26 protein-coding genes are annotated in these 20,488 nt (G+C 40.9%); 25 read left to right on the top strand and 1 reads right to left on the bottom strand.

What is annotated here, in order from left to right:
- Window position 1 precedes the first annotated feature (1 nt).
- The 3 genes from G6R08_RS01045 (at window position 2) to G6R08_RS01035 (ending at window position 1,494) form a co-directional block, all read left to right on the top strand.
- Window positions 2–796 (top strand): SDR family NAD(P)-dependent oxidoreductase, encoded by a 795-nt coding sequence (locus tag G6R08_RS01045; protein WP_163526297.1) that lies wholly within the window; start codon window positions 2–4, stop codon window positions 794–796.
- A gap of 138 nt (window positions 797–934) precedes the next feature.
- A complete protein-coding gene (locus tag G6R08_RS01040; RefSeq protein WP_163526296.1) occupies window positions 935–1,273 on the top strand; it encodes an iron-sulfur cluster biosynthesis family protein in 339 nt (112 codons plus the stop codon).
- Window positions 1,270–1,494, top strand: a complete 225-nt coding sequence (locus G6R08_RS01035) for a YqkE family protein (protein ID WP_163526295.1) — start codon at window positions 1,270–1,272, stop codon at window positions 1,492–1,494. The genes G6R08_RS01040 and G6R08_RS01035 overlap by 4 nt, the downstream gene beginning before the upstream one ends.
- A gap of 47 nt (window positions 1,495–1,541) precedes the next feature.
- Here G6R08_RS01035 and G6R08_RS01030 read toward each other — a convergent pair whose 3' ends face one another.
- Window positions 1,542–2,462, bottom strand: coding sequence for an aldo/keto reductase (locus G6R08_RS01030; RefSeq protein ID WP_163526294.1), 921 nt, complete (start codon window positions 2,460–2,462; stop codon window positions 1,542–1,544).
- A gap of 100 nt (window positions 2,463–2,562) precedes the next feature.
- Between G6R08_RS01030 and G6R08_RS01025 the strand changes: the two genes are divergently transcribed.
- The 22 genes from G6R08_RS01025 (at window position 2,563) to G6R08_RS00920 (ending at window position 20,358) form a co-directional block, all read left to right on the top strand.
- Window positions 2,563–3,111, top strand: a complete 549-nt coding sequence (locus tag G6R08_RS01025) for an NUDIX hydrolase (RefSeq protein ID WP_163526293.1) — start codon at window positions 2,563–2,565, stop codon at window positions 3,109–3,111.
- Entirely contained in the window at window positions 3,108–4,286 is a 1,179-nt protein-coding gene (locus tag G6R08_RS01020; protein WP_163526292.1) for an endonuclease Q family protein, read from the top strand. Before G6R08_RS01025 ends, G6R08_RS01020 begins: the two co-directional genes overlap by 4 nt.
- Window positions 4,287–4,356: 70 nt before the next feature.
- On the top strand, window positions 4,357–4,995 hold the full coding sequence (spoIIM, locus tag G6R08_RS01015; protein WP_163526291.1) for a stage II sporulation protein M: 639 nt from the start codon (window positions 4,357–4,359) through the stop codon (window positions 4,993–4,995).
- Window positions 4,996–5,108: 113 nt separating this feature from the next.
- Complete coding sequence (gene fur, locus G6R08_RS01010) at window positions 5,109–5,573, top strand: ferric iron uptake transcriptional regulator (RefSeq protein WP_079530193.1); 465 nt, start codon at window positions 5,109–5,111, stop codon at window positions 5,571–5,573.
- A gap of 242 nt (window positions 5,574–5,815) precedes the next feature.
- Window positions 5,816–6,034: a YqzK family protein gene (locus G6R08_RS01005; protein ID WP_205439381.1), complete on the top strand. Its 219-nt coding sequence runs from the start codon at window positions 5,816–5,818 to the stop codon at window positions 6,032–6,034.
- Between the two features lie 4 nt (window positions 6,035–6,038).
- Window positions 6,039–6,926, top strand: a complete 888-nt coding sequence (gene xerD / locus G6R08_RS01000) for a site-specific tyrosine recombinase XerD (protein WP_163526290.1) — start codon at window positions 6,039–6,041, stop codon at window positions 6,924–6,926.
- 96 nt (window positions 6,927–7,022) lie between these two features.
- The gene (gene deoB / locus G6R08_RS00995; RefSeq protein WP_163526289.1) at window positions 7,023–8,201 is read left to right on the top strand and encodes a phosphopentomutase; all 1,179 of its coding nucleotides are present in this window, start codon (window positions 7,023–7,025) and stop codon (window positions 8,199–8,201) included.
- 13 nt (window positions 8,202–8,214) lie between these two features.
- Window positions 8,215–9,033, top strand: a complete 819-nt coding sequence (locus G6R08_RS00990; RefSeq protein WP_163526288.1) for a purine-nucleoside phosphorylase — start codon at window positions 8,215–8,217, stop codon at window positions 9,031–9,033.
- Window positions 9,034–9,049: 16 nt separating this feature from the next.
- A complete protein-coding gene (locus tag G6R08_RS00985) occupies window positions 9,050–10,360 on the top strand; it encodes a pyrimidine-nucleoside phosphorylase (protein WP_163526287.1) in 1,311 nt (436 codons plus the stop codon).
- Window positions 10,361–10,476: 116 nt separating this feature from the next.
- On the top strand, window positions 10,477–11,649 hold the full coding sequence (locus G6R08_RS00980) for a D-alanyl-D-alanine carboxypeptidase family protein (RefSeq protein ID WP_163526286.1): 1,173 nt from the start codon (window positions 10,477–10,479) through the stop codon (window positions 11,647–11,649).
- 92 nt (window positions 11,650–11,741) lie between these two features.
- The gene (gene spoIIAA / locus G6R08_RS00975; protein WP_163526285.1) at window positions 11,742–12,095 is read left to right on the top strand and encodes an anti-sigma F factor antagonist; all 354 of its coding nucleotides are present in this window, start codon (window positions 11,742–11,744) and stop codon (window positions 12,093–12,095) included.
- Entirely contained in the window at window positions 12,092–12,532 is a 441-nt protein-coding gene (spoIIAB, locus tag G6R08_RS00970; RefSeq protein WP_163526284.1) for an anti-sigma F factor, read from the top strand. Before spoIIAA ends, spoIIAB begins: the two co-directional genes overlap by 4 nt.
- 10 nt (window positions 12,533–12,542) lie before the next feature.
- On the top strand, window positions 12,543–13,286 hold the full coding sequence (gene sigF, locus G6R08_RS00965; RefSeq protein WP_079530184.1) for an RNA polymerase sporulation sigma factor SigF: 744 nt from the start codon (window positions 12,543–12,545) through the stop codon (window positions 13,284–13,286).
- 122 nt (window positions 13,287–13,408) lie between these two features.
- Window positions 13,409–14,026 carry a stage V sporulation protein AA gene (locus G6R08_RS00960; protein ID WP_163526283.1) on the top strand — a complete coding sequence of 206 codons (618 nt, stop codon included), beginning with the start codon at window positions 13,409–13,411 and terminating at the stop codon, window positions 14,024–14,026.
- Entirely contained in the window at window positions 14,013–14,423 is a 411-nt protein-coding gene (locus tag G6R08_RS00955) for a stage V sporulation protein AB (protein ID WP_163526282.1), read from the top strand. Before G6R08_RS00960 ends, G6R08_RS00955 begins: the two co-directional genes overlap by 14 nt.
- Before the next feature lie 14 nt (window positions 14,424–14,437).
- Window positions 14,438–14,890: a stage V sporulation protein AC gene (gene spoVAC, locus G6R08_RS00950; protein WP_163526281.1), complete on the top strand. Its 453-nt coding sequence runs from the start codon at window positions 14,438–14,440 to the stop codon at window positions 14,888–14,890.
- Window positions 14,891–14,902: 12 nt separating this feature from the next.
- Window positions 14,903–15,913 carry a stage V sporulation protein AD gene (gene spoVAD / locus G6R08_RS00945; protein ID WP_163526280.1) on the top strand — a complete coding sequence of 337 codons (1,011 nt, stop codon included), beginning with the start codon at window positions 14,903–14,905 and terminating at the stop codon, window positions 15,911–15,913.
- Window positions 15,913–16,263 carry a stage V sporulation protein AE gene (gene spoVAE, locus G6R08_RS00940; protein WP_079530179.1) on the top strand — a complete coding sequence of 117 codons (351 nt, stop codon included), beginning with the start codon at window positions 15,913–15,915 and terminating at the stop codon, window positions 16,261–16,263. The genes spoVAD and spoVAE overlap by 1 nt, the downstream gene beginning before the upstream one ends.
- A 25-nt stretch (window positions 16,264–16,288) precedes the next feature.
- Window positions 16,289–17,761, top strand: a complete 1,473-nt coding sequence (locus tag G6R08_RS00935) for a spore germination protein (RefSeq protein ID WP_205439380.1) — start codon at window positions 16,289–16,291, stop codon at window positions 17,759–17,761.
- 146 nt (window positions 17,762–17,907) lie between these two features.
- Complete coding sequence (lysA, locus tag G6R08_RS00930) at window positions 17,908–19,218, top strand: diaminopimelate decarboxylase (RefSeq protein WP_163526279.1); 1,311 nt, start codon at window positions 17,908–17,910, stop codon at window positions 19,216–19,218.
- Between the two features lie 136 nt (window positions 19,219–19,354).
- Window positions 19,355–19,795, top strand: coding sequence for a peptidylprolyl isomerase (locus G6R08_RS00925; RefSeq protein WP_163526278.1), 441 nt, complete (start codon window positions 19,355–19,357; stop codon window positions 19,793–19,795).
- A gap of 113 nt (window positions 19,796–19,908) precedes the next feature.
- Window positions 19,909–20,358, top strand: a complete 450-nt coding sequence (locus G6R08_RS00920) for a site-2 protease family protein (RefSeq protein ID WP_163526277.1) — start codon at window positions 19,909–19,911, stop codon at window positions 20,356–20,358.
- Window positions 20,359–20,488 lie beyond the last annotated feature (130 nt).

Raw genomic sequence — 20,488 nt, 5'->3', positions numbered from 1 at the left:
TATGGAAAGACAATTAGCAGGAAGAAAAATCTTAATAACCGGAGCTTCTGGCGGAATCGGAATGTATTTAGCTATCCACGTTGCAAGGAGAGGAGGTACTCCTATCCTTGCTGCACGATCGGTAGACAGATTGCGAATTATTTCACATCATGTTCAACAGGCGTTTGAGGTGCCATGCTATTGGTATGAAGCGGACTTATCGAATGATGCTGACTGGAAAGACGTTATTGATCGGATCTGTTTTGAACACGGACCGATAGATGCCCTTATAAACAATGCTGGCATGGCCGTTTTTGATTATGTTTCTGAAGCGAAATGGCAGGATATTGATCGGATGCTCGCTGTAAATGTAAAGTCACTCATTAGAACTACCCATCAGCTTTTACCGAGGTTTCTAAGTCGAAAACAAGGACATATTATAAACATTGCTTCACAAGCAGGAAAAATAGCTACTCCAAAATCATCTGTTTATTCAGCATCAAAGCATGCGGTCATTGGATTTACAAATGCACTTCGGATGGAAGTTGAAAAAGATGGGGTTTACGTGACCTCGGTAAACCTCGGACCTGTACGAACTAATTTCTTTAAGTCGGCTGACCCTTCAGGAGGTTATCAGAAAGCGGTTGAGAACATGATGCTGGATCCTAATAAGGTAGGCCTTACTGTTGTAAAACAGTTATTTACTCAGCGGAGAGAAATCAATTTGCCCGCCTGGATGGATTCAGGCAGCAAAGCTTATCAATTAGCTCCAGGACTGGTCGAACATGCTCTTAAACGGCAATTTAATAAAAAATAAATCATCTCTTCTTTGGCTGACGCCCTTTAAAGTAATTGTAAGGACGCCCTTAAGTTCAAAAAAAGTGGTTTTAAAGCAAATTTATTGCACAACCCATGACGTTTTTCTTACGATAAAGATAATTGGGAGGAATAAAGGATGAAGTTAACGATAACACATGCTGCAAATGAACAGCTTAACCAGTTACAAGAGGAAAATCATTCATTTCTGCGATTATTTTATGATACAGACGGGTTAGGCTGCGGAGCAAACGGTCAGCCAACGGTCAGGTTAACGGATACTATGTATAAGGATACCGATAAAACAATTGAGAATGAAAACTTTAAGGTGATCATTGACCGGCAGCAGGCTACGTTTTTTAAAGCTGATATGAAATTGGATTTCACGAGTAAAGGGTTCTTCCGTTTAAGCAGCCCTGAAGGCATCCTAAATCCAATTATCCCTACCGGTACGATCAAAAATGAGGTGCCGCTATGAGTAATAGAAAAAAGCAGCAAGATCTAGTTAGTGAGCATCTGAATCAGGAGGTTCTTGATAAGCTTCGAGCCAAAAAGTCAGAGCTCAAACATGTAGAAGAAGAAAAGCTGGAACAAGATCGGCAGCGGAGAGCGGAGGAAAGGAAAAGAAAAGAAGAAAACAAAAGTTTCGAACAACTGCTAAATGAAAGTGAACTCGATTGGAAATCGTTTAAGAAATAAACGCCCATCCTTATAAGGTGGGCGTTTTTTCGCTAACATGGGAAGGTTTACCGATGCTTCTGGTAAGTAATGGGCTTTGTCAGCGCCTGTATGTCTTCATACAAGTGTTTCGTAAGCGGTAATGACTCAAGGTAGCTTACGTTCTCGTTCAACTGTTCTATGGAACTTGCTCCAAATACAGCTGTGGCTACAGCGGGGTGGTGTAAAATGTAACCAAGGGCGAGAGAAGAAGCTGAACGTTGGTCATTCGCCAACTGCTGCCATTTCTCTGAAATAGTGAGAACTTCATCATAACTATAATCCAGAAATCCGTCATTAGCTTTCACTCGAGCTACTTCTTCTCCTTTAGAAGAGAGCATGCCTTTTGCTAGTGGTCCCCGTGCTAAAGCACTGATCTGATTATCTTTCAACAGATCGAGAATCTCTTCTTCAGGTCTTCTGTCTAATGCATTATATTGCATCATCACGCTGACTATATTTGATTTTTCCACATACTCTCGGATTACATTTGGCCGAATAGAAGAAATACCGTATTCACGAATCAACCCTTCTTGTTTTAACTCTTCAAACGCTTCAATCGTTTCATCAATTGGGTCATCAATAGTGCCTCCGTGCAGCTGGTATAGATCAATGTAATCTGTTTTTAAACGCTGCAGACTGTCTTTGACGGCCGTTTTGATATGAGCCTTAGATGGATCCCATGACCAGCCTTCTTCTCCTTGCTTGAAATGGTTGCCTGCTTTTGTGCCAAGCAGTAAATCTTCCCTGCGGCCTTGAATGGCCTCTCCTATTATTTCCTCATTCATACCGAAATCATAAAGGTCGGCTGTATCTAAGTAGTTGATCCCAGCATCTAAAGCCTTGTCTATAATGGATTTAGCTTGCTGCTTATCCTGTCCAAGTGACATACAGCCTAAGCTGATTTCCGAAACATATAAATTGGATGTTCCTAGTTGACGTTTATTCATATTATCTCCCTTTCAATTGATGTAGATGATATAGTTTTGCAGAGTATAATTCCCTCTATGTTAAACTAACATAAAGATAGAAGAGAGGATGACAAAGTTTTTGAATAAATTTGAAGAAAAAACAACTCATACAGAAATTATATATAAAGGTAAGATCGTACAATTGCAAGTTGATAGTGTTACTTTACCCGATGGACAAACATCCAAACGGGAATTAATTAAACATCCAGGGGCTGTAGCCATTATAGCCTTGACGGAAGAAGGTAAAATTGTATTTGTAGAACAATATCGTAAAGCGCTTGAAAAAAGCATTTTAGAAATCCCTGCAGGAAAGCTTGAGAGCGGAGAAAAGCCGGAAGTGACCGCGTTACGAGAACTAGAGGAAGAAACAGGTTACTCGACGGATCAATTGGAATTAATCACTTCCTTTTATACTTCCCCAGGATTTGCTGATGAGCTTGTTCACCTCTATTATACAGACCAATTGAAGCCGCTAAAAGGAGCGGCAGACTTAGATGATGATGAGTTTGTTGAAATGCAGGAGTTGACGTTAGAGGAAGCGGAGCAGCTTGTCAATGAGCAGCGAATTCACGATGCTAAGACAGCTTATGCATTACTCTATTTAAAACTGAAAGGAACAGCTATATGAGCTTACAAAAATGTTTCGCCGATCTTCATGTTCATGTAGGAAGTGATTGGCTTGGAAATCCAGTGAAAATTACCGGGTCAAAGTCATTGACAATTACAGCGATTCTTGAGGAAGCCAGCCGGAGAAAAGGGCTTGATATTGTAGGGGTTATTGATGCTCATGTACCAGCTGTCCAGGAGGAGCTTGTACACCTGATAAAAGAAGGGGGAGCAGAAGAACTTAAAGATGGCGGAATTCGTTTTGAAGAAACAGTGCTAATTCTCGGTTCTGAAATTGAAATTTATGATGCGGCTTGCAATGGTCCAATTCACGTGCTTTGTTATTTTCCATCCCTTGCGAAAATGGAAGCATTCACAGAGTGGCTATCTTATAAGATGACAAATATCAATTTAAGTTCACAGCGATTCTACGGAACAGGAAGGGAACTGCAAGAATATGTTCATTCTCATGGAGGATGGTTCATTCCAGCTCATGTATTCACCCCATTTAAGAGTATGTATGGCAAGGGGGTAAGGAGTAGTCTGAGGGAAGTATTTCATCCTGACATTATAGATGGAATTGAACTGGGACTGAGTTCTGATTCCGATATGGCTGATCAAATTGAAGAACTTCATGAGTATCCCTTTGTTACAAATTCAGATGCTCATTCCGCGATCAGACTGGCAAGAGAATATCAGCTTGTCGAGGTGAAAGAACCTACTTTTTTAGAATTTGGCAAAGCGCTTAGACAGTCGGATGGCAGAGGCATTAGAAAAAACTTTGGAATGAATCCAAAATTGGGCAAATATCACAGAACAGTTTGTGCCGCTTGCTTCCACCCGGGTTCTCCTGATGACAAGTCTTGTGAAGCGTGTGGATCAAGAAAGATGGTGAAAGGTGTGGCCGATCGAATTGAAGAATTGAGTACAAGCGATTCTACTGTCCCGGCCCGCCCTGACTATATTTATCAAGTTCCTTTAGATTATCTACCGGGGGTCGGGAAGAAAACGTATGAGAAAATACTTGATGCCTTTGGGACAGAAATGTCTATCATTCATGAAGCAAGCTTTGAAGAAATGATAGAGATTATACCTAAGAACGTAGCAGCGTCCATACTCGCCATGAGAGCAGGTGAATTGACCATTGCAGAAGGAGGAGGAGGAGTGTACGGAAAAGTACAGCCAAAACTCTCGTAAACCTGGTCTATTTTTCATTCTTTCATCATAGATTAATCATAGATCGTTTATGAGAAAGGATGAAGAATCCATGCGACAGGGCGCAAAAATGGTAAGAAAAGATGTTAATAATCATATGAGCATATTCGTATTTATTTTCGTTCTATTTATCATGGGTATGATTTTTGGTGCTGTAATTGTCAACAGTATGAATTTCGTTCAAAAACAGGATTTGTTTTTTTATTTAAAGCAATTCTTTGAACAAATGATAGGGGCAGAAGGCCAATCCAAATCGACACTTTTAAGGGACAGTATCCTCTATCATATTAAATATATGCTGTTACTTTTTTTGCTGGGGATTTCGATCGTAGGTATGCCTATTATTACAGTTCTTTTGTTTATCAAGGGCCTTGTCGTTGGATTCTCTGTGGGATTTCTCGTTAATCAAATGGGCTGGTATGGGTTGCTGCTCTCTTCAGCTTCCATTGCACCGCAAAATTTATTGATTATTCCTGTCTATCTAGTCGCAGGGGCGCTGGCGCTGATTTTTTCACTAACCTTGTGCAAACAGCTGTTTATTCGTCGGGTCCATCAACCGATTATCCAGGCCTTTGCCCGCTACAGTGCAATGTTTGGCGTGCTTTTAGTAATCTTAATGGGGGCCTCGATTGTAGAGGTGTTTATTGCCAACCCTATTCTTGAAGTAGTGGTAAAATGGATATACAATTAAAAAATAAAATTATTTAGAATGATTATCATTAACACTTTATAATTATTTTAATTTGACACTCGTTCTGTCTCTGCTTATAATGAAATTGGAATTACGAGGGAGGGACGAACGAGATGGAGCATCGCATTGAACGTATAAAGAAGCAATTGCATTCCCAAAGTTATAAACTGACACCACAACGAGAAGCCACAGTGAGAGTGCTTCTAGAAAATGAAGAAGATCATTTAAGTGCCGAAGACGTTTACCTCCTCGTAAAAGAGAAAGCGCCTGAGATTGGTCTTGCTACGGTATATCGTACCCTAGAATTGCTTTCTGAGCTTAAGGTTGTGGATAAAATAAACTTTGGTGATGGAGTATCTCGCTACGACCTTCGTAAAGAAGGGGCTGAGCATTTTCACCATCATCTCGTCTGTATTGAATGTGGATCTGTAGAAGAAATTGAAGAGGATCTATTGGGTGATGTAGAGAAGTTAATAGAAGGTCAGTGGAAATTTCAAGTTAAAGACCATCGTCTAACTTTTCATGGGATTTGTCGTGTCTGCCAGGAAACAGTCATACCCGCAAACAGTTCTTCCTAACTGAATGAATTTGAATCCGATGGAACCGCTATGAATCTATCTTTATAGCGGTTTTACCTATTTAGGCCGGGGTAAGATGATCGTGGAGAAATCGTTTAAAGGTTCATAACGTTCCTGTGCCTTTCTATTTACAAATAAATAAAAATCATGTACGTTTGAAGTATTGATGGGAATCTTATGTATATTTGGATTGATTTTAGGCATACCCTGTTATAAATGGTTGTACAAAAAGGGGGGCAATTATGTCTAAAATCAAACGCAGCTTTCAGGATTTAATAAAGGTTCTTATCGTATTTACCGTATGTACCTGTGTATTTTATGCAGCTATACGGATGATACATCAGGAGTATGAGCGGCAGCACCGTTATGATCCGCCTGACGGTACAGCTGTTAAAGTTGTCAGTCCACTAGATTCAGAATGGACAGATCGGCTTTCAATTTTCTTTCGATTAGGAGAGTAAGAGCATGAAATTTGCCTTGGAGGATTTCTATCACTTTTTAACAGTAGAACGAGGTTTATCTCCAAATACGATACAGTCCTATCAACGGGATTTACAACAGTACCAAATTTTTTTACAGACAAAAGAAAATATAACAGATTGGGACTATGTTTCTCGTGCTCATATTATGAAATATTTGTATGAACTAAATGATAAAGGTCGTTCGTCTGCAACATTAGCACGTTTGCTTTCTTCGATTCGCCTCTTTCATCAGTTCCTGGTTCGGGAAAAAGTGTCTAATCAGGATCCCAGCTTACATATAGAGACACCGAAGAAGGAGCGCAAACTTCCTAAAATTCTTTCTTCAGAAGATGTAGAGAAGCTTTTGAATATAAGGGCTCATGATCCGCTGTCATTCAGAAATAAAGCGATGCTTGAAATGCTATATGCGACAGGGTTGCGTGTCACAGAGCTTATCACATTAAAAGTAAGCGACCTGCATCTAACCATGGGATTCGTACGCTGCATGGGAAAAGGATCTAAGGAAAGGATTATTCCTCTTGGTGAACTTGCTAAAGCGGCTATAGAAAGATACTTGGATAGTTCCCGGGAGAGATTGGTTAAACACAAAAAGGTTGACGAGTTGTTTGTCAACCATCATGGAAAACCATTGTCAAGACAAGGGTTTTGGAAAATATTGAAAGCGGTTGCTGTTGAAGCGGGAGTCAATAAAGAAATAACACCCCACACTTTACGTCACTCGTTTGCTACTCATTTACTGGAAAATGGGGCAGATTTACGAGCAGTTCAGGAAATGCTTGGACATGCAGATATTTCAACAACTCAAGTTTATACACACGTGACCAAAACACGGCTTAACGATGTTTATCGCTCGTTCCACCCACGAGCGTAATCCTTTTTTATTTTCAGTTGTCTGACATCCTACATCTTCTTTTGATAGATAGTTTTGGGCGAAGTTGAGACAATAAATTTCAGGAGGTATGACATAATGAAATCATTTAAAAGAGTATTTTTAATTGTTATGGATTCAGTTGGAATTGGAGAGGCACCAGATGCTGGCGAATTCAATGATAAGGGTGCCCATACTCTCGGGCACATTGCCGAACATATGAATGGGTTGACAATGCCGAATATGGAAAGGCTGGGTTTCGGAAATATTGCACCAGTTCAAGGAATTAACCAGGTGGACGCTCCAACTGCACATTATACAACTATGGTAGAAGCTTCAAATGGAAAGGACACGATGACAGGACATTGGGAGATCATGGGGCTGTATATCGATCAGCCATTCCGTACTTTTCCAGATGGATTTCCTGATAAACTGCTTGATAAGATCAAGACTAAAACAGGGCGTGGGATTGTTGGAAACAAACCAGCTTCTGGGACTGAGATTATAAAAGAATTAGGAGAGCACCACTTAAATACAGGGGATCTAATCTTCTATACATCCGCTGATTCTGTTCTGCAAATTGCTGCCCATGAAGAGGTAGTCCCACTGGAAGAACTTTATGAAATTTGTGAGTACGCACGTGAATTGACTAAGGCTGATGAATATATGGTAGGACGAGTGATTGCACGGCCATTTATCGGTAAACCAGGGAATTTTGAAAGAACGTCAAACCGTCATGATTACGCTTTAAAGCCATTTGGAAGAACAGTTATGAATGAGCTGGCAGATGCTGATTATGATGTTATTGCCTTAGGCAAAATATCTGATATTTATGATGGAGAAGGGGTCACTGAAGCGATTCGTACAAAACATAACATGGATGGCATGGACCAGCTGGTTGCCTCAATGGACCAGGATTTTACTGGTTTAAACTTCTTGAACTTAGTGGATTTCGATGCTAAGTTTGGCCATCGTCGCGATCCGAAAGGCTATGGTGAGGCACTTGAAGCCTACGACGCCCGTCTTCCAGAGGTGCTCAATAAGCTTGATGATGACGACTTACTAATTATTACAGCTGACCATGGTAATGATCCTATTCATCATGGTACAGACCATACGAGGGAACTAGTACCATTGCTTGTTTATCACAATCGTATAAATGAGGGTAAAGAGCTTGAACAACGTCAGACATTTGCTGATATCGGGGCCACGGTCGCAGAAAACTTTTCAGTTGACATGCCGAAGCATGGAAAAAGCTTCTTAAACAATATTCAATAGGGGAGAATCGATTATGAGACAACAAAGTCTAGAAGCAGCAGCATTTATCCAGAAGAAGGTAGAGGTTGAACCAACAGTAGGACTTATTTTGGGGTCAGGCTTAGGCGTGCTTGCCGATGAAATAGAAAATCCTACCATGATTCCATATAAAGAGATCCCGCATTTTCCGGAATCAACTGTATCAGGCCACAAAGGCCAGCTGGTCATTGGCCAGCTTGAAGGCCGTCAAGTTATTGCTATGCAGGGGCGGTTCCACTATTATGAGGGATATGATATGAAGCAAGTAACATTTCCAGTTCGCGTCATGAAAGAACTAGGAGTGGAAACGTTGTTTGTCACAAACGCAGCAGGAGGAGTGAATGAATCATTTGAGGCTGGAAACCTAATGGTTATCACTGATCATATTAACAACATGGGAGACAACCCTTTGATGGGGATAAATGATGAAGAATTAGGCCCCCGTTTTCCTGACATGTCTGAGGCTTACGATCGCGCATTAATTCACCATGCTGAGCAAAGCGCTGAACGGCTAAATTTAAACATTCAAAAAGGTGTTTACGTGGGAAATACAGGTCCTGCTTATGAAACTGCAGCTGAAGTTCGAATGATTCGCACCCTCGGAGGAGATGCAGTCGGTATGTCAACCGTTCCCGAAATTATCGTAGCGAATCATATGGGTATTCGCGTTCTTGGCATTTCCTGTATCTCGAATATGGCTGCTGGGATCTTAGATCAGCCTCTAACACATGATGAAGTCATTGAAACAACTGCCAAAGTTAGAGAGGACTTTCTTGGCTTTGTAAAAGATTTACTAAAGACATTACCAGCATAAAATAGGGGTGGACAATATGAGAATGTACGACATCATTGTAAAAAAAAGAGATGGTGGAGAGTTAACCAAGACTGAGATTGAATACTTTATTGAAGGATACACGAAAGGAGATATTCCTGACTATCAGGCAGCTGCTTTTACTATGGCCATTTATTTTCAAGGAATGACACAGGAAGAGACTGCCACCTTAACTCAAGCGATGGTCGATTCTGGGGAAACCATTGACCTCTCGGCGATAAAGGGCCATAAGGTGGATAAACATTCTACAGGAGGCGTTGGTGATAAAGTTACCTTTATTGTCGGACCCCTCGTAGCCTCAGTCGGAGTGCCCGTAGCTAAAATGTCGGGTCGCGGGCTTGGTCATACTGGAGGTACCCTCGATAAACTGGAGTCCATTAAGGGTCTGAAGATTGAAATGGAGAAGGAAGAATTTATTAACAACGTAAATGAACATAAATTAGCTGTAGCTGGTCAAACCGGGAACCTTGCCCCTGCTGATAAAAAATTATATGCGCTCAGGGACGTTATTGGCACAGTTGATTCATTGCCGCTTATTGCAGGATCGATTATGAGTAAAAAATTAGCCTCCGGAGCAGATAGCATTGTGCTCGATGTTAAAACTGGTAGTGGAGCTTTTATGAAAACGCTTGAAGATTCTGAGTCACTTGCTCGTGAAATGGTGAATATCGGGAACAATCTTGGCAGAAATACGGTTGCTGTAATCAGTGATATGAACCAGCCGCTCGGATTTGAAGTAGGGAATGCTAACGAAATCAGAGAAGCGGCTGAAATCCTTCAAGGGAAAAAGGTAGAAGATTTAAGAAAGCTATCTTTGGAACTGGCTTCTCATATGACGGTTCTCGCTGAAGTCTTTTCAAGTTACGATGAGGCTTACGAAACACTGGAGCAGAACCTTGAGAATGGGAAGGCGTTCGAGGCTTTTAGAGGCTTTATTCAAGCTCAAAATGGAGATCTGTCCATGGTGGATGACTTAACTAAACTGCCAAGTTCTGCACACCACATTGAAGTCGTCGCAGATCAGGATGGTTATATAGCTGAAATTGATGCAGAGTCTATTGGTGTAGCAGCCATGTATTTGGGTGCTGGACGGTCTACCAAAGATGACTTGATCAATCACGGTGTCGGTATTACACTAAAGAAAAAAATCGGTGATGAAGTAAAGGAAGGCGAAACGTTAGTGATTCTTCATAGTGATGATAAGAATCCCGATTCGTCGATCGAAAAAGTTAAACAAGCTTATATGATATCGGATAAAAAAGTAGAAGCGCCACGATTGATTCATAAAGTCATCAAAAAACGACAATAAGTTATAGGTAAGAACCCTACCACCACGGTTAGGGTTCTTTTTTACGTCTGATATCCCGTATAGAAGTGTTCATACAGGGAAATATAGGAACACTTAAAGAAGAAGGTGGGAAACATATGAAACGATTGCTCAGCTTACTAATATGTATCACTGTTGTAGGGGTGTTGTATACACCAACCTATGCACACGCAGAGGAAACAGCTGAAGAGCTGGTTAAATCGGCGCCATCCGCTATTTTGATGGAGAAAAACAGTGGAATGACGTTATACGAAAAGCAGGCAGACAAAAAATTGCCTCCAGCCAGTATGACTAAAATTATGACTCTCCTCCTAATCATGGAGGAGCTTGAGAAAGGTAATATTTCATTAGACGAAAAAGTCAGAGTCAGTGATAACGCAGCATCGATGGGAGGCTCCCAAATATTTCTTGAAGCTGGGGAAGAAATGACTGTAAAAGATCTTATCAAAGGAATTGCCATTGCCTCTGGAAACGATGCAAGTGTTGCTATGGCTGAACGAATTGCAGGCAGTGAAAAAGCTTTTGTCAAATTGATGAACAAAAAGGCAAAAGATCTAGGCTTGAAGAATACTCACTTTGAAAATCCCACAGGCCTTCCCGCGGAAGGACATTATAGTACGGCAAGAGACATGGCCGTGATGGCGCGAGAATTGTTATTACATGAGAAGATCACAGAATATACGAGCACCTATGAAGATTATTTACGTAAAGGACAGGAAAATGAATTTTGGCTCGTGAATACTAACAAGCTGATTAAATCTTATCCTGGAGTTGACGGTTTAAAAACAGGTTATACAGATAAAGCAAAATATTGCCTCACAGCTTCTGCGAAGAAAGGTGATCTTCATATGATTGCCGTTGTTATGGGAGCTGAAACTCCTAAGAAACGTAATGCTGATGTAACGAGCATGCTCGATTACGGCTTTAGTCAGTATGAAGGGGTTCAACTTTTTTCAAAAAATGATGTTCTTCATTCAGTGAAAACTACGAGAGGGACACCAAAAGTCCTTCCTTTAGCACCTGAAAAGGATGTCGTCGTCCTAAAGAAAAAGAATCAGCCAAAAGGAAAATATAAAGCAACACTCAAGGTTCGTAAGTCACTTGATCTGCCAGTCGAAAACGGAGATCACTTCGGATGGGTCGTAATTACAAACAATGGACAGGAAGTAACAAAAGTCAGATTAGAGGCTACAAAGCCGATTACACGTGCAAATGTTTTAGAGTTGTTCGAACGCTCATTCAGAAATTTGACGAGTTTTCAGAAGTTTTAGCGATATGTCACTAGTATTGTTTTGAAGGAGGAAAAAGCAAAGAAATCTGCGAAAGACTTAAGTGACTCTAAAAGATAGAGGAGGAAGAGAACTTGAGTCTTCATGTAGATTTTGCTGTAAAAGAAAATGTGCTGCTCGTCAGGTTAGCTGGAGAATTGGATCATCACGAGGCGACAAGTCTTCGTGAAGAATGGCAGGCACAGCTTGCCCAGAATAATGTAGGAAATGTGATCGTTAACTTAGAAAAATTATCGTTTATGGACAGTTCTGGTCTAGGTGTCATGCTTGGACGATATAAGGAAATTCAGGCAGCAGGCAGTGAGATGGTAATCTGTTCCATTTCACCGGAAGTGCGCAGATTATTTGATCTTTCCGGAATGTTTAAGATCGTTAAATTGGTTGACAATGAAGACTTCGCTTTGCAGATGCTGGGGGTGGCGTCATGAAAAATCATATGAAAATCGAGTTTTTAAGTGTTAGCCAGAACGAATCGCTCGCACGGATTTCTGTAGCTGCCTTTATAAGTCAAATGAACCCTACTATGGATGAACTCACCGACATAAAAACAGTTGTATCAGAAGCTGTTACGAATGCGATTATTCATGGCTATGAAGATAAACCTGATCAAACAGTAACTCTCGAGTGTGCGATGGAAGATGAACAGATCGAAATCGTCATTAAAGATAATGGGATTGGGATGACAGATATTGAACAAGCCCGGGAGCCCCTTTTCACTTCGAAACCCGAGTGGGAACGATCAGGTATGGGATTTACCATCATGGAGAATTTCATGGATAGAGTCGAAATCAAATCAGATGAAGGGGAAGGCACGACAATCCGGATGGTAAAACAACTCACGTCAACAAGAGCACTGGCTAATTAGGGCGATGAGTATGAAAACAGATATTACTAAAGAACGTCTATCCGATAAAGAAGTAAGGGAGCTAATAAAAAAGAGTCAATCCGGAGACCAAGAGGCAAGGCATTATTTAGTTGAACGCAATACCAGGCTTGTATGGTCGGTTGTGCAGCGATATTTAAGGCGAGGTTATGACCCTGATGATTTGTACCAAATTGGCTGTATTGGCTTATTGAAATCAGTCGATAAATTTGACCTTAGTTATGAGGTGAAATTTTCAACGTATGCTGTTCCTATGATTATCGGTGAAATTCAACGGTTTATTAGAGATGATGGCAGTGTGAAAGTCAGTAGAAGTTTAAAGGAAACGTACCATAAAGTGCGTGGGAAAAAAGAAGAGCTGTTGAAGGAATTAGGGCGATCTCCAACAGTAAATGAGATAGCGGATTCTCTCGATCTTACGGCAGAGGATGTTGTTCAAGCAGAAGAAGCGGGCAGGTCCCCTCAATCCATTTATGAAACGGTCTATGAAAGTGAAGGTGACCCGATCACACTTGTGGATCAGATTGCTGAAGAAGATTCCCATTGGTTCGAGCACTTAACACTCCATGATATGATGAATAAACTCGAAAAACGAGAACGCTTAATAATTTATTTGCGTTATTTTAAAGATCAAACTCAAAGTGAAGTTGCTGAAAGATTGGGGATATCCCAAGTTCAAGTCTCAAGATTGGAGAAGAAAATTCTCGAGCATATGAAAGAAACCATGAATGAATGAAAAACCTTTCCCTATAAGTAAAAGATAAAAAAGTTACGCTTTCGTGCGTAGCTTTTTTTGTATGATTCTTTTTATTTCACACATACTAACAAAAGAAATCTTTCGGGGGAGGCGTACAACAAATGGCTACTCCTGTATATATCCGAATGAGGCAGTCTATTCGTGCCTCAACCGATCATATAGTTCGTGTCAAAGATGTGGCAAAGGTGGCCGGTTCAAGCAGTTATAAGCAAATCATTGAAAATATGGCTATTTATAACATAAAGGATAAGGATAAAAATATCGTTGTCATAGATATTCATCCTTTAATTGAACTTATTCTCCAGCGATTTCCGCATATTGAACTTGAAATATTAGGACCGAATCAATGCGTGGTCCACGTTGATGAGAAGCCGGCGAAGAAACCTTCTCTAATCTTGATTTCTGCAATTTGGTTACTTCTGTTTATAGGAGCTGCCATGACGATTATGAACTTTCATTACGATGTCAGTATGGAGGATGTTCAACAAAAGCTGCATTTCATGTTAACAGGGGAAGAGAAAGAGCATCCTCTGTGGATTCAGGTCCCTTATTCTATAGGATTAGGGTTGGGTATGATTTTGTTTTTTAATCATTGGTTTCATAAGAAATTCAATGAGGAGCCTAACCCTATGGAAGTAGAAGTATTTAAATATCAAGAAGACTTGGATCACTACGTAGCCATAAATGAGAACAAGGTGGAGCAAGATGAGGATCATTGAAGCGATTATTGGGCTTGCGTCCGGTTTTGCAGTAGGGACAGGATTTGTAGCTTTTCTGACCGTTTTAGGTGTGGTACCACGTTTAATGCAGCTTAGTCGTTCTATATCTAAAATTCGCTGGTACGAAGGAGCCATCCTGACTGGTGTCTTTTTCGGGATCTACCTATCTTTTGGTGACCTTTCCATTAGCATTCCTATTATTGGACTGATCATCTGGGGGCTGTTTCATGGAATATTTATTGGTTTACTGGCTGCGGCATTAACAGAGGTCATTAATGTGTTTCCCTTATTATTTAAACGGATTGGAGTAGAAGTTTACTTGTTCCCCCTGCTTATGGCATTTGCCTTAGGTAAAATCGCGGGCTCTCTATTTCAATGGGTGATTTTTGTACGCTAAAAGGAGACTAAATCATGCAATCATTTGACGCTGAAAATTACAAGCAAAAAAGTAAGGATTATCAACCAAAGCCCCCTTATTTTATGAATTGCTTAAAAGCTTTTATCGTGGGGGGATTAATTTGTACTTTTGGACAGCTCTTATCGGAAATGTATATATCATGGTTCGGTTTTAGTGAAAAGGATGCAAGTAATCCCACAGTCGCTACGATGATTCTCCTAGCTTCTCTTGCAACAGGGTTTGGGGTATATGATCGTTTAGGACAATTTGCCGGTGCGGGTTCAGCTGTACCTATTACAGGGTTTGCGAATTCCATTACATCGGCTGCATTAGAACACAAGAGTGAAGGTATTGTACTGGGGGTTGCAACAAATCTTTTCAAGCTGGCTGGCTCCGTAATCGTTTTTGGGGTCGTGGCAGCTTACGTGTTAGGGATCATTCGCTATTTTTGGCATTTGCTATTTTAGGAGGAATGACTTGTGGGACAAGCAGGGAAGCAAACATGGACATTCGCCAAACCTGTTTATATTCAATCAACAGGTACTGTGGTCGGACCGCTTGAAGGAGAAGGTCCATTAAAAAGTTTATTTGATTTTAGTTTTGATGATTTGCATTGTGGCGAGGCAAACTGGGAACTCGCGGAACGAAAATTAATGTCAGAAGCCGTTCGATATTGCTTGCAAAAGGCAGGGGTTGATCAAACGAATATCGACCTTTTATTAACAGGGGACTTATTGAATCAAAATGTAACAGGAAACTATGTGGCAAGGCAGCTTGGAATTCCTTTACTTGGGATGTTTGGAGCTTGCTCAACCTCAATGGAGACTCTTGCACTTTCGGCAGCGCTGATTGAATCTGGTTATGCTAAGCAGGCCATTGCAGCAGTTAGTTCTCACAATGCTACAGCGGAAAGGCAATACAGATACCCAACTGAATACGGAGGACAAAAACCGAAAACAGCTACCTTCACAGTGACTGGGAGTGGTGCTGCTCTTGTATCTACACAACCATCCTCGATCCGGATAGAGGCAGCAACTATCGGGCGAGTTATGGATTATGGAACGAACGATCCTTTTGACCTCGGGTCAGCGATGGCACCAGCGGCATGGAGCACCATTAAAACCCATTTAGAAGATATGGGACGCATGCCTTCTGACTATGACGTGATTGCCACGGGGGATCTATCGAGCGTGGGAACACCTATTGTGAGAGATATGCTGAAGAATGACGGTTATGATGTAGATGAAGTCCATAAAGATTGTGGACTGATGGTTTACCATAGTGATCAGCCGGTTTTTAGCGGCGGAAGTGGCTGTGCTTGTTCGGCTGTAGTCACCTATTCAAAATTAATAGATGACTTAAAGCAAGGGAAGTATAAGCGCATCCTCATCGTTGCAACGGGTGCGTTAATGAACCCGATGATGATTCAGCAAAAAGAAACAATTCCCTGTATCGCTCATGGCGTTGTTCTTACGAAGGAGGATAACTGATGGAATTTTTTTGGGCTTTCGTTGTTGGAGGTGGAATATGTGTGATTGGCCAGTTGTTATTTGATGTTGCTAAATTAACTCCTGCTCATGTTATGTCCTCCTTCGTAGTGGCGGGTGCTGTGCTTGATGCCTTCGATTTGTACGATAATTTAATTCGGTTCGCAGGTGCCGGAGCGACTATTCCTATCACTAGTTTTGGACATTCATTGCTGCACGGGGCAATGGATCAGGCGGATGATCATGGTTTTATTGGTGTAGCCATTGGTATTTTTGAATTAACATCAACAGGAATTGCAACTGCGATATTATTTGGATTTTTAGTAGCTCTTATTTTTAAACCTAAGGGGTAGTAGAAGCAACGAAGGAGTTGAGACGATGTCAAACCCGACTGAACAAGAAACACCGATTGTCATGAAGCTTGAACAGAATAGAAAGCTGATGAATGAACGAATCGGTGTAAACACCTCTTTTGATGTAGGCTTTAGAAGCATAACTATTCTAGGTCATGAAATTAATTTATATTATGTTACAGGGTTATGTGATACATCGTATATCATCCAGATTTTACGCCAGCTCAATGAGCTGGATGATGAAAAAGAAGGAAAAGATGAGGCATTTCAATCTATCCATGACGAATTAGTTCATCAACAGGTTGAACTTACCCAGTCGATTGAAACCTCTATTACCAGGATACTATCCGGGTTGATTGTCATATTTGTAGAAGGAGCATCAGAAGCCTTTATCATCGATGTGCGTTCTTATCCTGGGCGTACCCCTCGCGAGCCAGATACTGAAAAGGTTATTAGAGGCTCAAGAGATGGTTACACTGAAAATATTGTAGAAAATACGGCACTCACCCGAAGAAGAATTAGAGATGAACGTTTACGGTTTGAGATGTTACAAGTGGGCCAGCGTTCAAAAACAGATATCTGTATAGCCTACATTAATGATATTGCTGACCCAGGTATCGTTAAACTGATTAAAGAAGAGATGAAGAATATAGATACAGATGGTTTATCGATGGCAGATAAATCCGTCGAAGAATTTTTAGTGCGACAGGGATATAACCCATTTCCGCTCGTGCGTTATACTGAAAGACCAGATGTGGCTTCTGCCCACTTATTTGAAGGACACGTTTTAATTATGGTGGATACATCGCCCAGTATGATCATCACACCTACCACATACTTTCATCATGTTCAGCATGCAGAAGAATATCGTCAGTCACCAATGGTAGGTTCATTTGTTAGATGGGTCCGTTTTATCGGGATACTTTTTTCTGTGTTTTTATTGCCTTTATGGATGTTGTTTGTCGTAAATCCAGAATTACTCCCACAAAGTTTATCATTTATTGGACCGACTGAAGAATCCACAATTCCGATCATCATTCAGTTATTAATTGCTGATTTAGGCTTGGAAATGCTCAGGATAGCGGCAATCCATACACCAACACCTTTATCAACAGCTATGGGTTTAATAGCTGCTGTTTTGGTTGGACAAATAGCGATTGACGTCGGGATGTTCGTCCCGGAAGTTATCCTGTATATAGCCTTAGCTGCCATTGGTTCTTACTCGACTCCAAGTTACGAATTATCTGTAGCTAATAAAATGGCGCGTGTTGGTTTAGTGCTTTTTACCGCTATATTTGGATTACCAGGATTTGTTGTAGGTTCCACGGCATACGTACTATTGCTAGCTAGAACGAAATCATTAAGCACTCCTTATTTGTGGCCTTTTCTGCCATTCAATGGAAAAGCACTTATGCAAGTATTGATACGTATGTCTGTACCGCTTTCTAAAATACGTCCGAGTATTGTTCATCCTCAAAATAACAGGCGTAAAGGATAAGTGCCGCGAAAGAAAGAGCAACATGCTGATCTAGTTCATTGCCAGTGTTCTAAAGTTGTGATAAATTTAAAATAATTTGAAATGTTCCTTTTCGTAATAAAAGGAACATTTTCTTTTTTATTAAAGGAGGAAAGGCGGAAAAGGTAATGAATCGGACGATCAGTAGTAGTGGACAATTATTAATCGGGGGAGTCCCGGCACAAGAAATAGCGCAGGCCTATGGGACCCCTGTGTATGTATATGATGTAGAACGTATTCGTAACAATGCAAAGGCATTTGTTCAGACCTTTGAACAACAGAAAGTACCTGCACAGGTGGCTTATGCAAGCAAAGCATTTTCCTCCATTGCTATGCTTCAGGTCGCGAAAGAAGAAGGCTTAAGTTTGGACATTGTTTCAGAAGGCGAACTTCATACTGCCCTTCAGGCTGAATTTCCGGTGGAGAAAATTCATATGCACGGCAATAATAAAAGCTTGGCTGAACTTCGAATGGCGGTTGAAGCTGAAATTGGCTGTATTGTGGTGGATAACTTTTACGAAATTGCATTGCTGTCTGAACTTGTAGAACAAAGAAATACAACAATGAATGTACTTCTGCGTGTTACACCAGGGATCGAAGCACATACACATGATTATATTTTAACAGGACAGGAAGATTCAAAATTCGGCTTTGATTTATCAAGCGGTCAAGCGGAGAAAGCTTTTTCGCTGCTCCATGATAACGAGAGAATTCATGTAAAAGGCCTTCATTGTCATATTGGATCCCAAATATTTGAAGCAAGTGGATTCACACTAGCCACAAGAAAGTTATTTACGACAATGAAGGAATGGCGTAACAAGTATCAGTTTATTGCAGAAGTACTAAATCTGGGCGGTGGCTTCGGTATTCGATATACTGAAGAGGACGATCCGCTATCACTGGACCAGTATGCCCTCGCACTAATTCATGAAGTTAAACAGCAGTCAGCAAATTCAAATTATCCATTGCCCGAAATCTGGATCGAGCCTGGACGAGCCATTGTTGGTGATGCAGGTATTACACTTTATACAGTAGGTTCGATCAAAGAAATACCAGGTGTGCGCACCTATGTCTCTGTAGATGGAGGCATGACAGACAATATCAGGCCCGCTCTTTACCAGGCGAAGTACGAGGCGGTGCTTGCTAATCGTATGAACGACCAGGGTTTTAAAGAATACGCAATCGCTGGAAAATGCTGTGAATCAGGAGATATGCTATTATGGGATGTGGAGCTTCCAGAAGTAGAACATAATGACTTACTGGCTGTGTTTAGTACAGGTGCCTACGGCTATTCTATGGCGAATAACTATAACCGTTTTGGGAAAGCAGCTGTTGTATTCATCGAAAATGGAACGCATCAATTAGTCGTACGCCGTGAGAAATTCGATGAAATCACAAGGCTTGACTTATCCTATACGAAGCAGAAAGAATTGAAATAATAGTAGCAATGGGCAGCAGCTTGGAAGAAGGGAGGCAGTGTAGCCTTCCTTATTTCTTTGTCTAGAAGGTCTGTAAGTGATATTATAAGGATTGATTAACTGATTTTTTACATAAAAGTTAAAGGAGATGTAGTGCATGAGTAAAAAAGGATACATTGTAATGGAAAACGGAGAAAAGATTGAGATAAACTTTTTCCCCAATGAAGCTCCTAATACAGTAGCTAATTTTGAAAAATTAGCAAATGAAGGGTTTTATGATGGTGTAACATTCCACAGGGTAATCCCGGGATTTGTAAGCCAGGGCGGTGACCCTACAGGAACTGGTGCAGGCGGAAGTGGTACAACAATTAAATGTGAGACAGAGGACAACCCTCACAAACATGAGGCAGGAAGCTTATCAATGGCACATGCAGGTAAAGATACAGGATCCAGTCAATTCTTTTTAGTACATGAGCCACAGCCTCACCTTAATGGAGTACACACTGTTTTCGGGAAAATTACATCAGGTTTAGAAACTGCTAGAGCTATGGAGAATGGGGATACCATGAAAGAAGTAAGAGTGTTTGATGCAGAGTAAGAGGGACCAGTGATCGATGGAAATTAAATTGTCGATCGTGTACGTCCTTGGGATGTAATGCATAATGTAAGAGTGGAAGATAAGAAAATTCAAACAAGGTGGCAGGGGTACACATGCTTGAACTTCTGAGCTTGCTGGTGATAGTGGCCCCTCTAGGCCTGTTCATTCACGAATTTGGTCATATTGTTTTTGGCTTGTGGTTTGGAACTGATCGCTCGACTCTTGTAATCGGCAGCGGCCGTATGATTCTTTCAAAGAGATTCGGTAAGCTGACTCTACAATTGAACCTCCTTTTTTTTATTGGAGGTTATTCGTTTAATGAGAAACAAGTTGCTTTTAACCCATGGCAGCAAGCTTGGATCAGCTTAGGCGGACCGCTTCTGAATATTACGTTTGCAGCCGGATTATTTATAAGTGACTTGATTCAGTACGGCCAAATACTTCAATTACTGTTTTGGTTTAATCTCTATTTATCTCTCGTAAATATGATTCCGTTTCGAACTAAGGAACGTGAATCAGACGGTTTTCGCTTTTTAAAAGGGTTAAAGCAGGTAGTGGGTTGAATCTTTTAATAAAATTATGTATGCTATTCCCTAGGTCTTAACTCTAGTAGTGGAGGAAACCTCATGCGAAAGAAAAACTGGATCCTATTTACAATTTTACTTCTGCTCAGCCTGTTATGGGGGTTCTATT

It is taken from the genome of Halobacillus ihumii, from assembly GCF_902726645.1.
Lineage (GTDB): Bacteria > Bacillota > Bacilli > Bacillales > Halobacillaceae > Halobacillus_A > Halobacillus_A ihumii.
This window is presented reverse-complemented; position numbering and strand designations above follow the sequence as displayed.

Excerpts from the sequence above, each read along its gene's own strand:
- G6R08_RS01045 (WP_163526297.1), top strand. The coding sequence starts at position 2 with ATGGAAAGACAATTAGCAGGAAGAAAAATCTTAATAACCGGAGCTTCT.
- G6R08_RS01040 (WP_163526296.1), top strand. The coding sequence starts at position 935 with ATGAAGTTAACGATAACACATGCTGCAAATGAACAGCTTAACCAGTTA.
- G6R08_RS01035 (WP_163526295.1), top strand. The coding sequence starts at position 1,270 with ATGAGTAATAGAAAAAAGCAGCAAGATCTAGTTAGTGAGCATCTGAAT.
- G6R08_RS01030 (WP_163526294.1), bottom strand. The coding sequence starts at position 2,462 with ATGAATAAACGTCAACTAGGAACATCCAATTTATATGTTTCGGAAATC.
- G6R08_RS01020 (WP_163526292.1), top strand. The coding sequence starts at position 3,108 with ATGAGCTTACAAAAATGTTTCGCCGATCTTCATGTTCATGTAGGAAGT.
- spoIIM (WP_163526291.1), top strand. The coding sequence starts at position 4,357 with ATGCGACAGGGCGCAAAAATGGTAAGAAAAGATGTTAATAATCATATG.
- fur (WP_079530193.1), top strand. The coding sequence starts at position 5,109 with ATGGAGCATCGCATTGAACGTATAAAGAAGCAATTGCATTCCCAAAGT.
- G6R08_RS01005 (WP_205439381.1), top strand. The coding sequence starts at position 5,816 with ATGTCTAAAATCAAACGCAGCTTTCAGGATTTAATAAAGGTTCTTATC.
- xerD (WP_163526290.1), top strand. The coding sequence starts at position 6,039 with ATGAAATTTGCCTTGGAGGATTTCTATCACTTTTTAACAGTAGAACGA.
- deoB (WP_163526289.1), top strand. The coding sequence starts at position 7,023 with ATGAAATCATTTAAAAGAGTATTTTTAATTGTTATGGATTCAGTTGGA.
- G6R08_RS00990 (WP_163526288.1), top strand. The coding sequence starts at position 8,215 with ATGAGACAACAAAGTCTAGAAGCAGCAGCATTTATCCAGAAGAAGGTA.
- G6R08_RS00985 (WP_163526287.1), top strand. The coding sequence starts at position 9,050 with ATGAGAATGTACGACATCATTGTAAAAAAAAGAGATGGTGGAGAGTTA.
- G6R08_RS00980 (WP_163526286.1), top strand. The coding sequence starts at position 10,477 with ATGAAACGATTGCTCAGCTTACTAATATGTATCACTGTTGTAGGGGTG.
- spoIIAB (WP_163526284.1), top strand. The coding sequence starts at position 12,092 with ATGAAAAATCATATGAAAATCGAGTTTTTAAGTGTTAGCCAGAACGAA.
- sigF (WP_079530184.1), top strand. The coding sequence starts at position 12,543 with ATGAAAACAGATATTACTAAAGAACGTCTATCCGATAAAGAAGTAAGG.
- G6R08_RS00960 (WP_163526283.1), top strand. The coding sequence starts at position 13,409 with ATGGCTACTCCTGTATATATCCGAATGAGGCAGTCTATTCGTGCCTCA.
- G6R08_RS00955 (WP_163526282.1), top strand. The coding sequence starts at position 14,013 with ATGAGGATCATTGAAGCGATTATTGGGCTTGCGTCCGGTTTTGCAGTA.
- spoVAC (WP_163526281.1), top strand. The coding sequence starts at position 14,438 with ATGCAATCATTTGACGCTGAAAATTACAAGCAAAAAAGTAAGGATTAT.
- spoVAE (WP_079530179.1), top strand. The coding sequence starts at position 15,913 with ATGGAATTTTTTTGGGCTTTCGTTGTTGGAGGTGGAATATGTGTGATT.
- G6R08_RS00935 (WP_205439380.1), top strand. The coding sequence starts at position 16,289 with ATGTCAAACCCGACTGAACAAGAAACACCGATTGTCATGAAGCTTGAA.
- lysA (WP_163526279.1), top strand. The coding sequence starts at position 17,908 with ATGAATCGGACGATCAGTAGTAGTGGACAATTATTAATCGGGGGAGTC.
- G6R08_RS00925 (WP_163526278.1), top strand. The coding sequence starts at position 19,355 with ATGAGTAAAAAAGGATACATTGTAATGGAAAACGGAGAAAAGATTGAG.
- G6R08_RS00920 (WP_163526277.1), top strand. The coding sequence starts at position 19,909 with ATGCTTGAACTTCTGAGCTTGCTGGTGATAGTGGCCCCTCTAGGCCTG.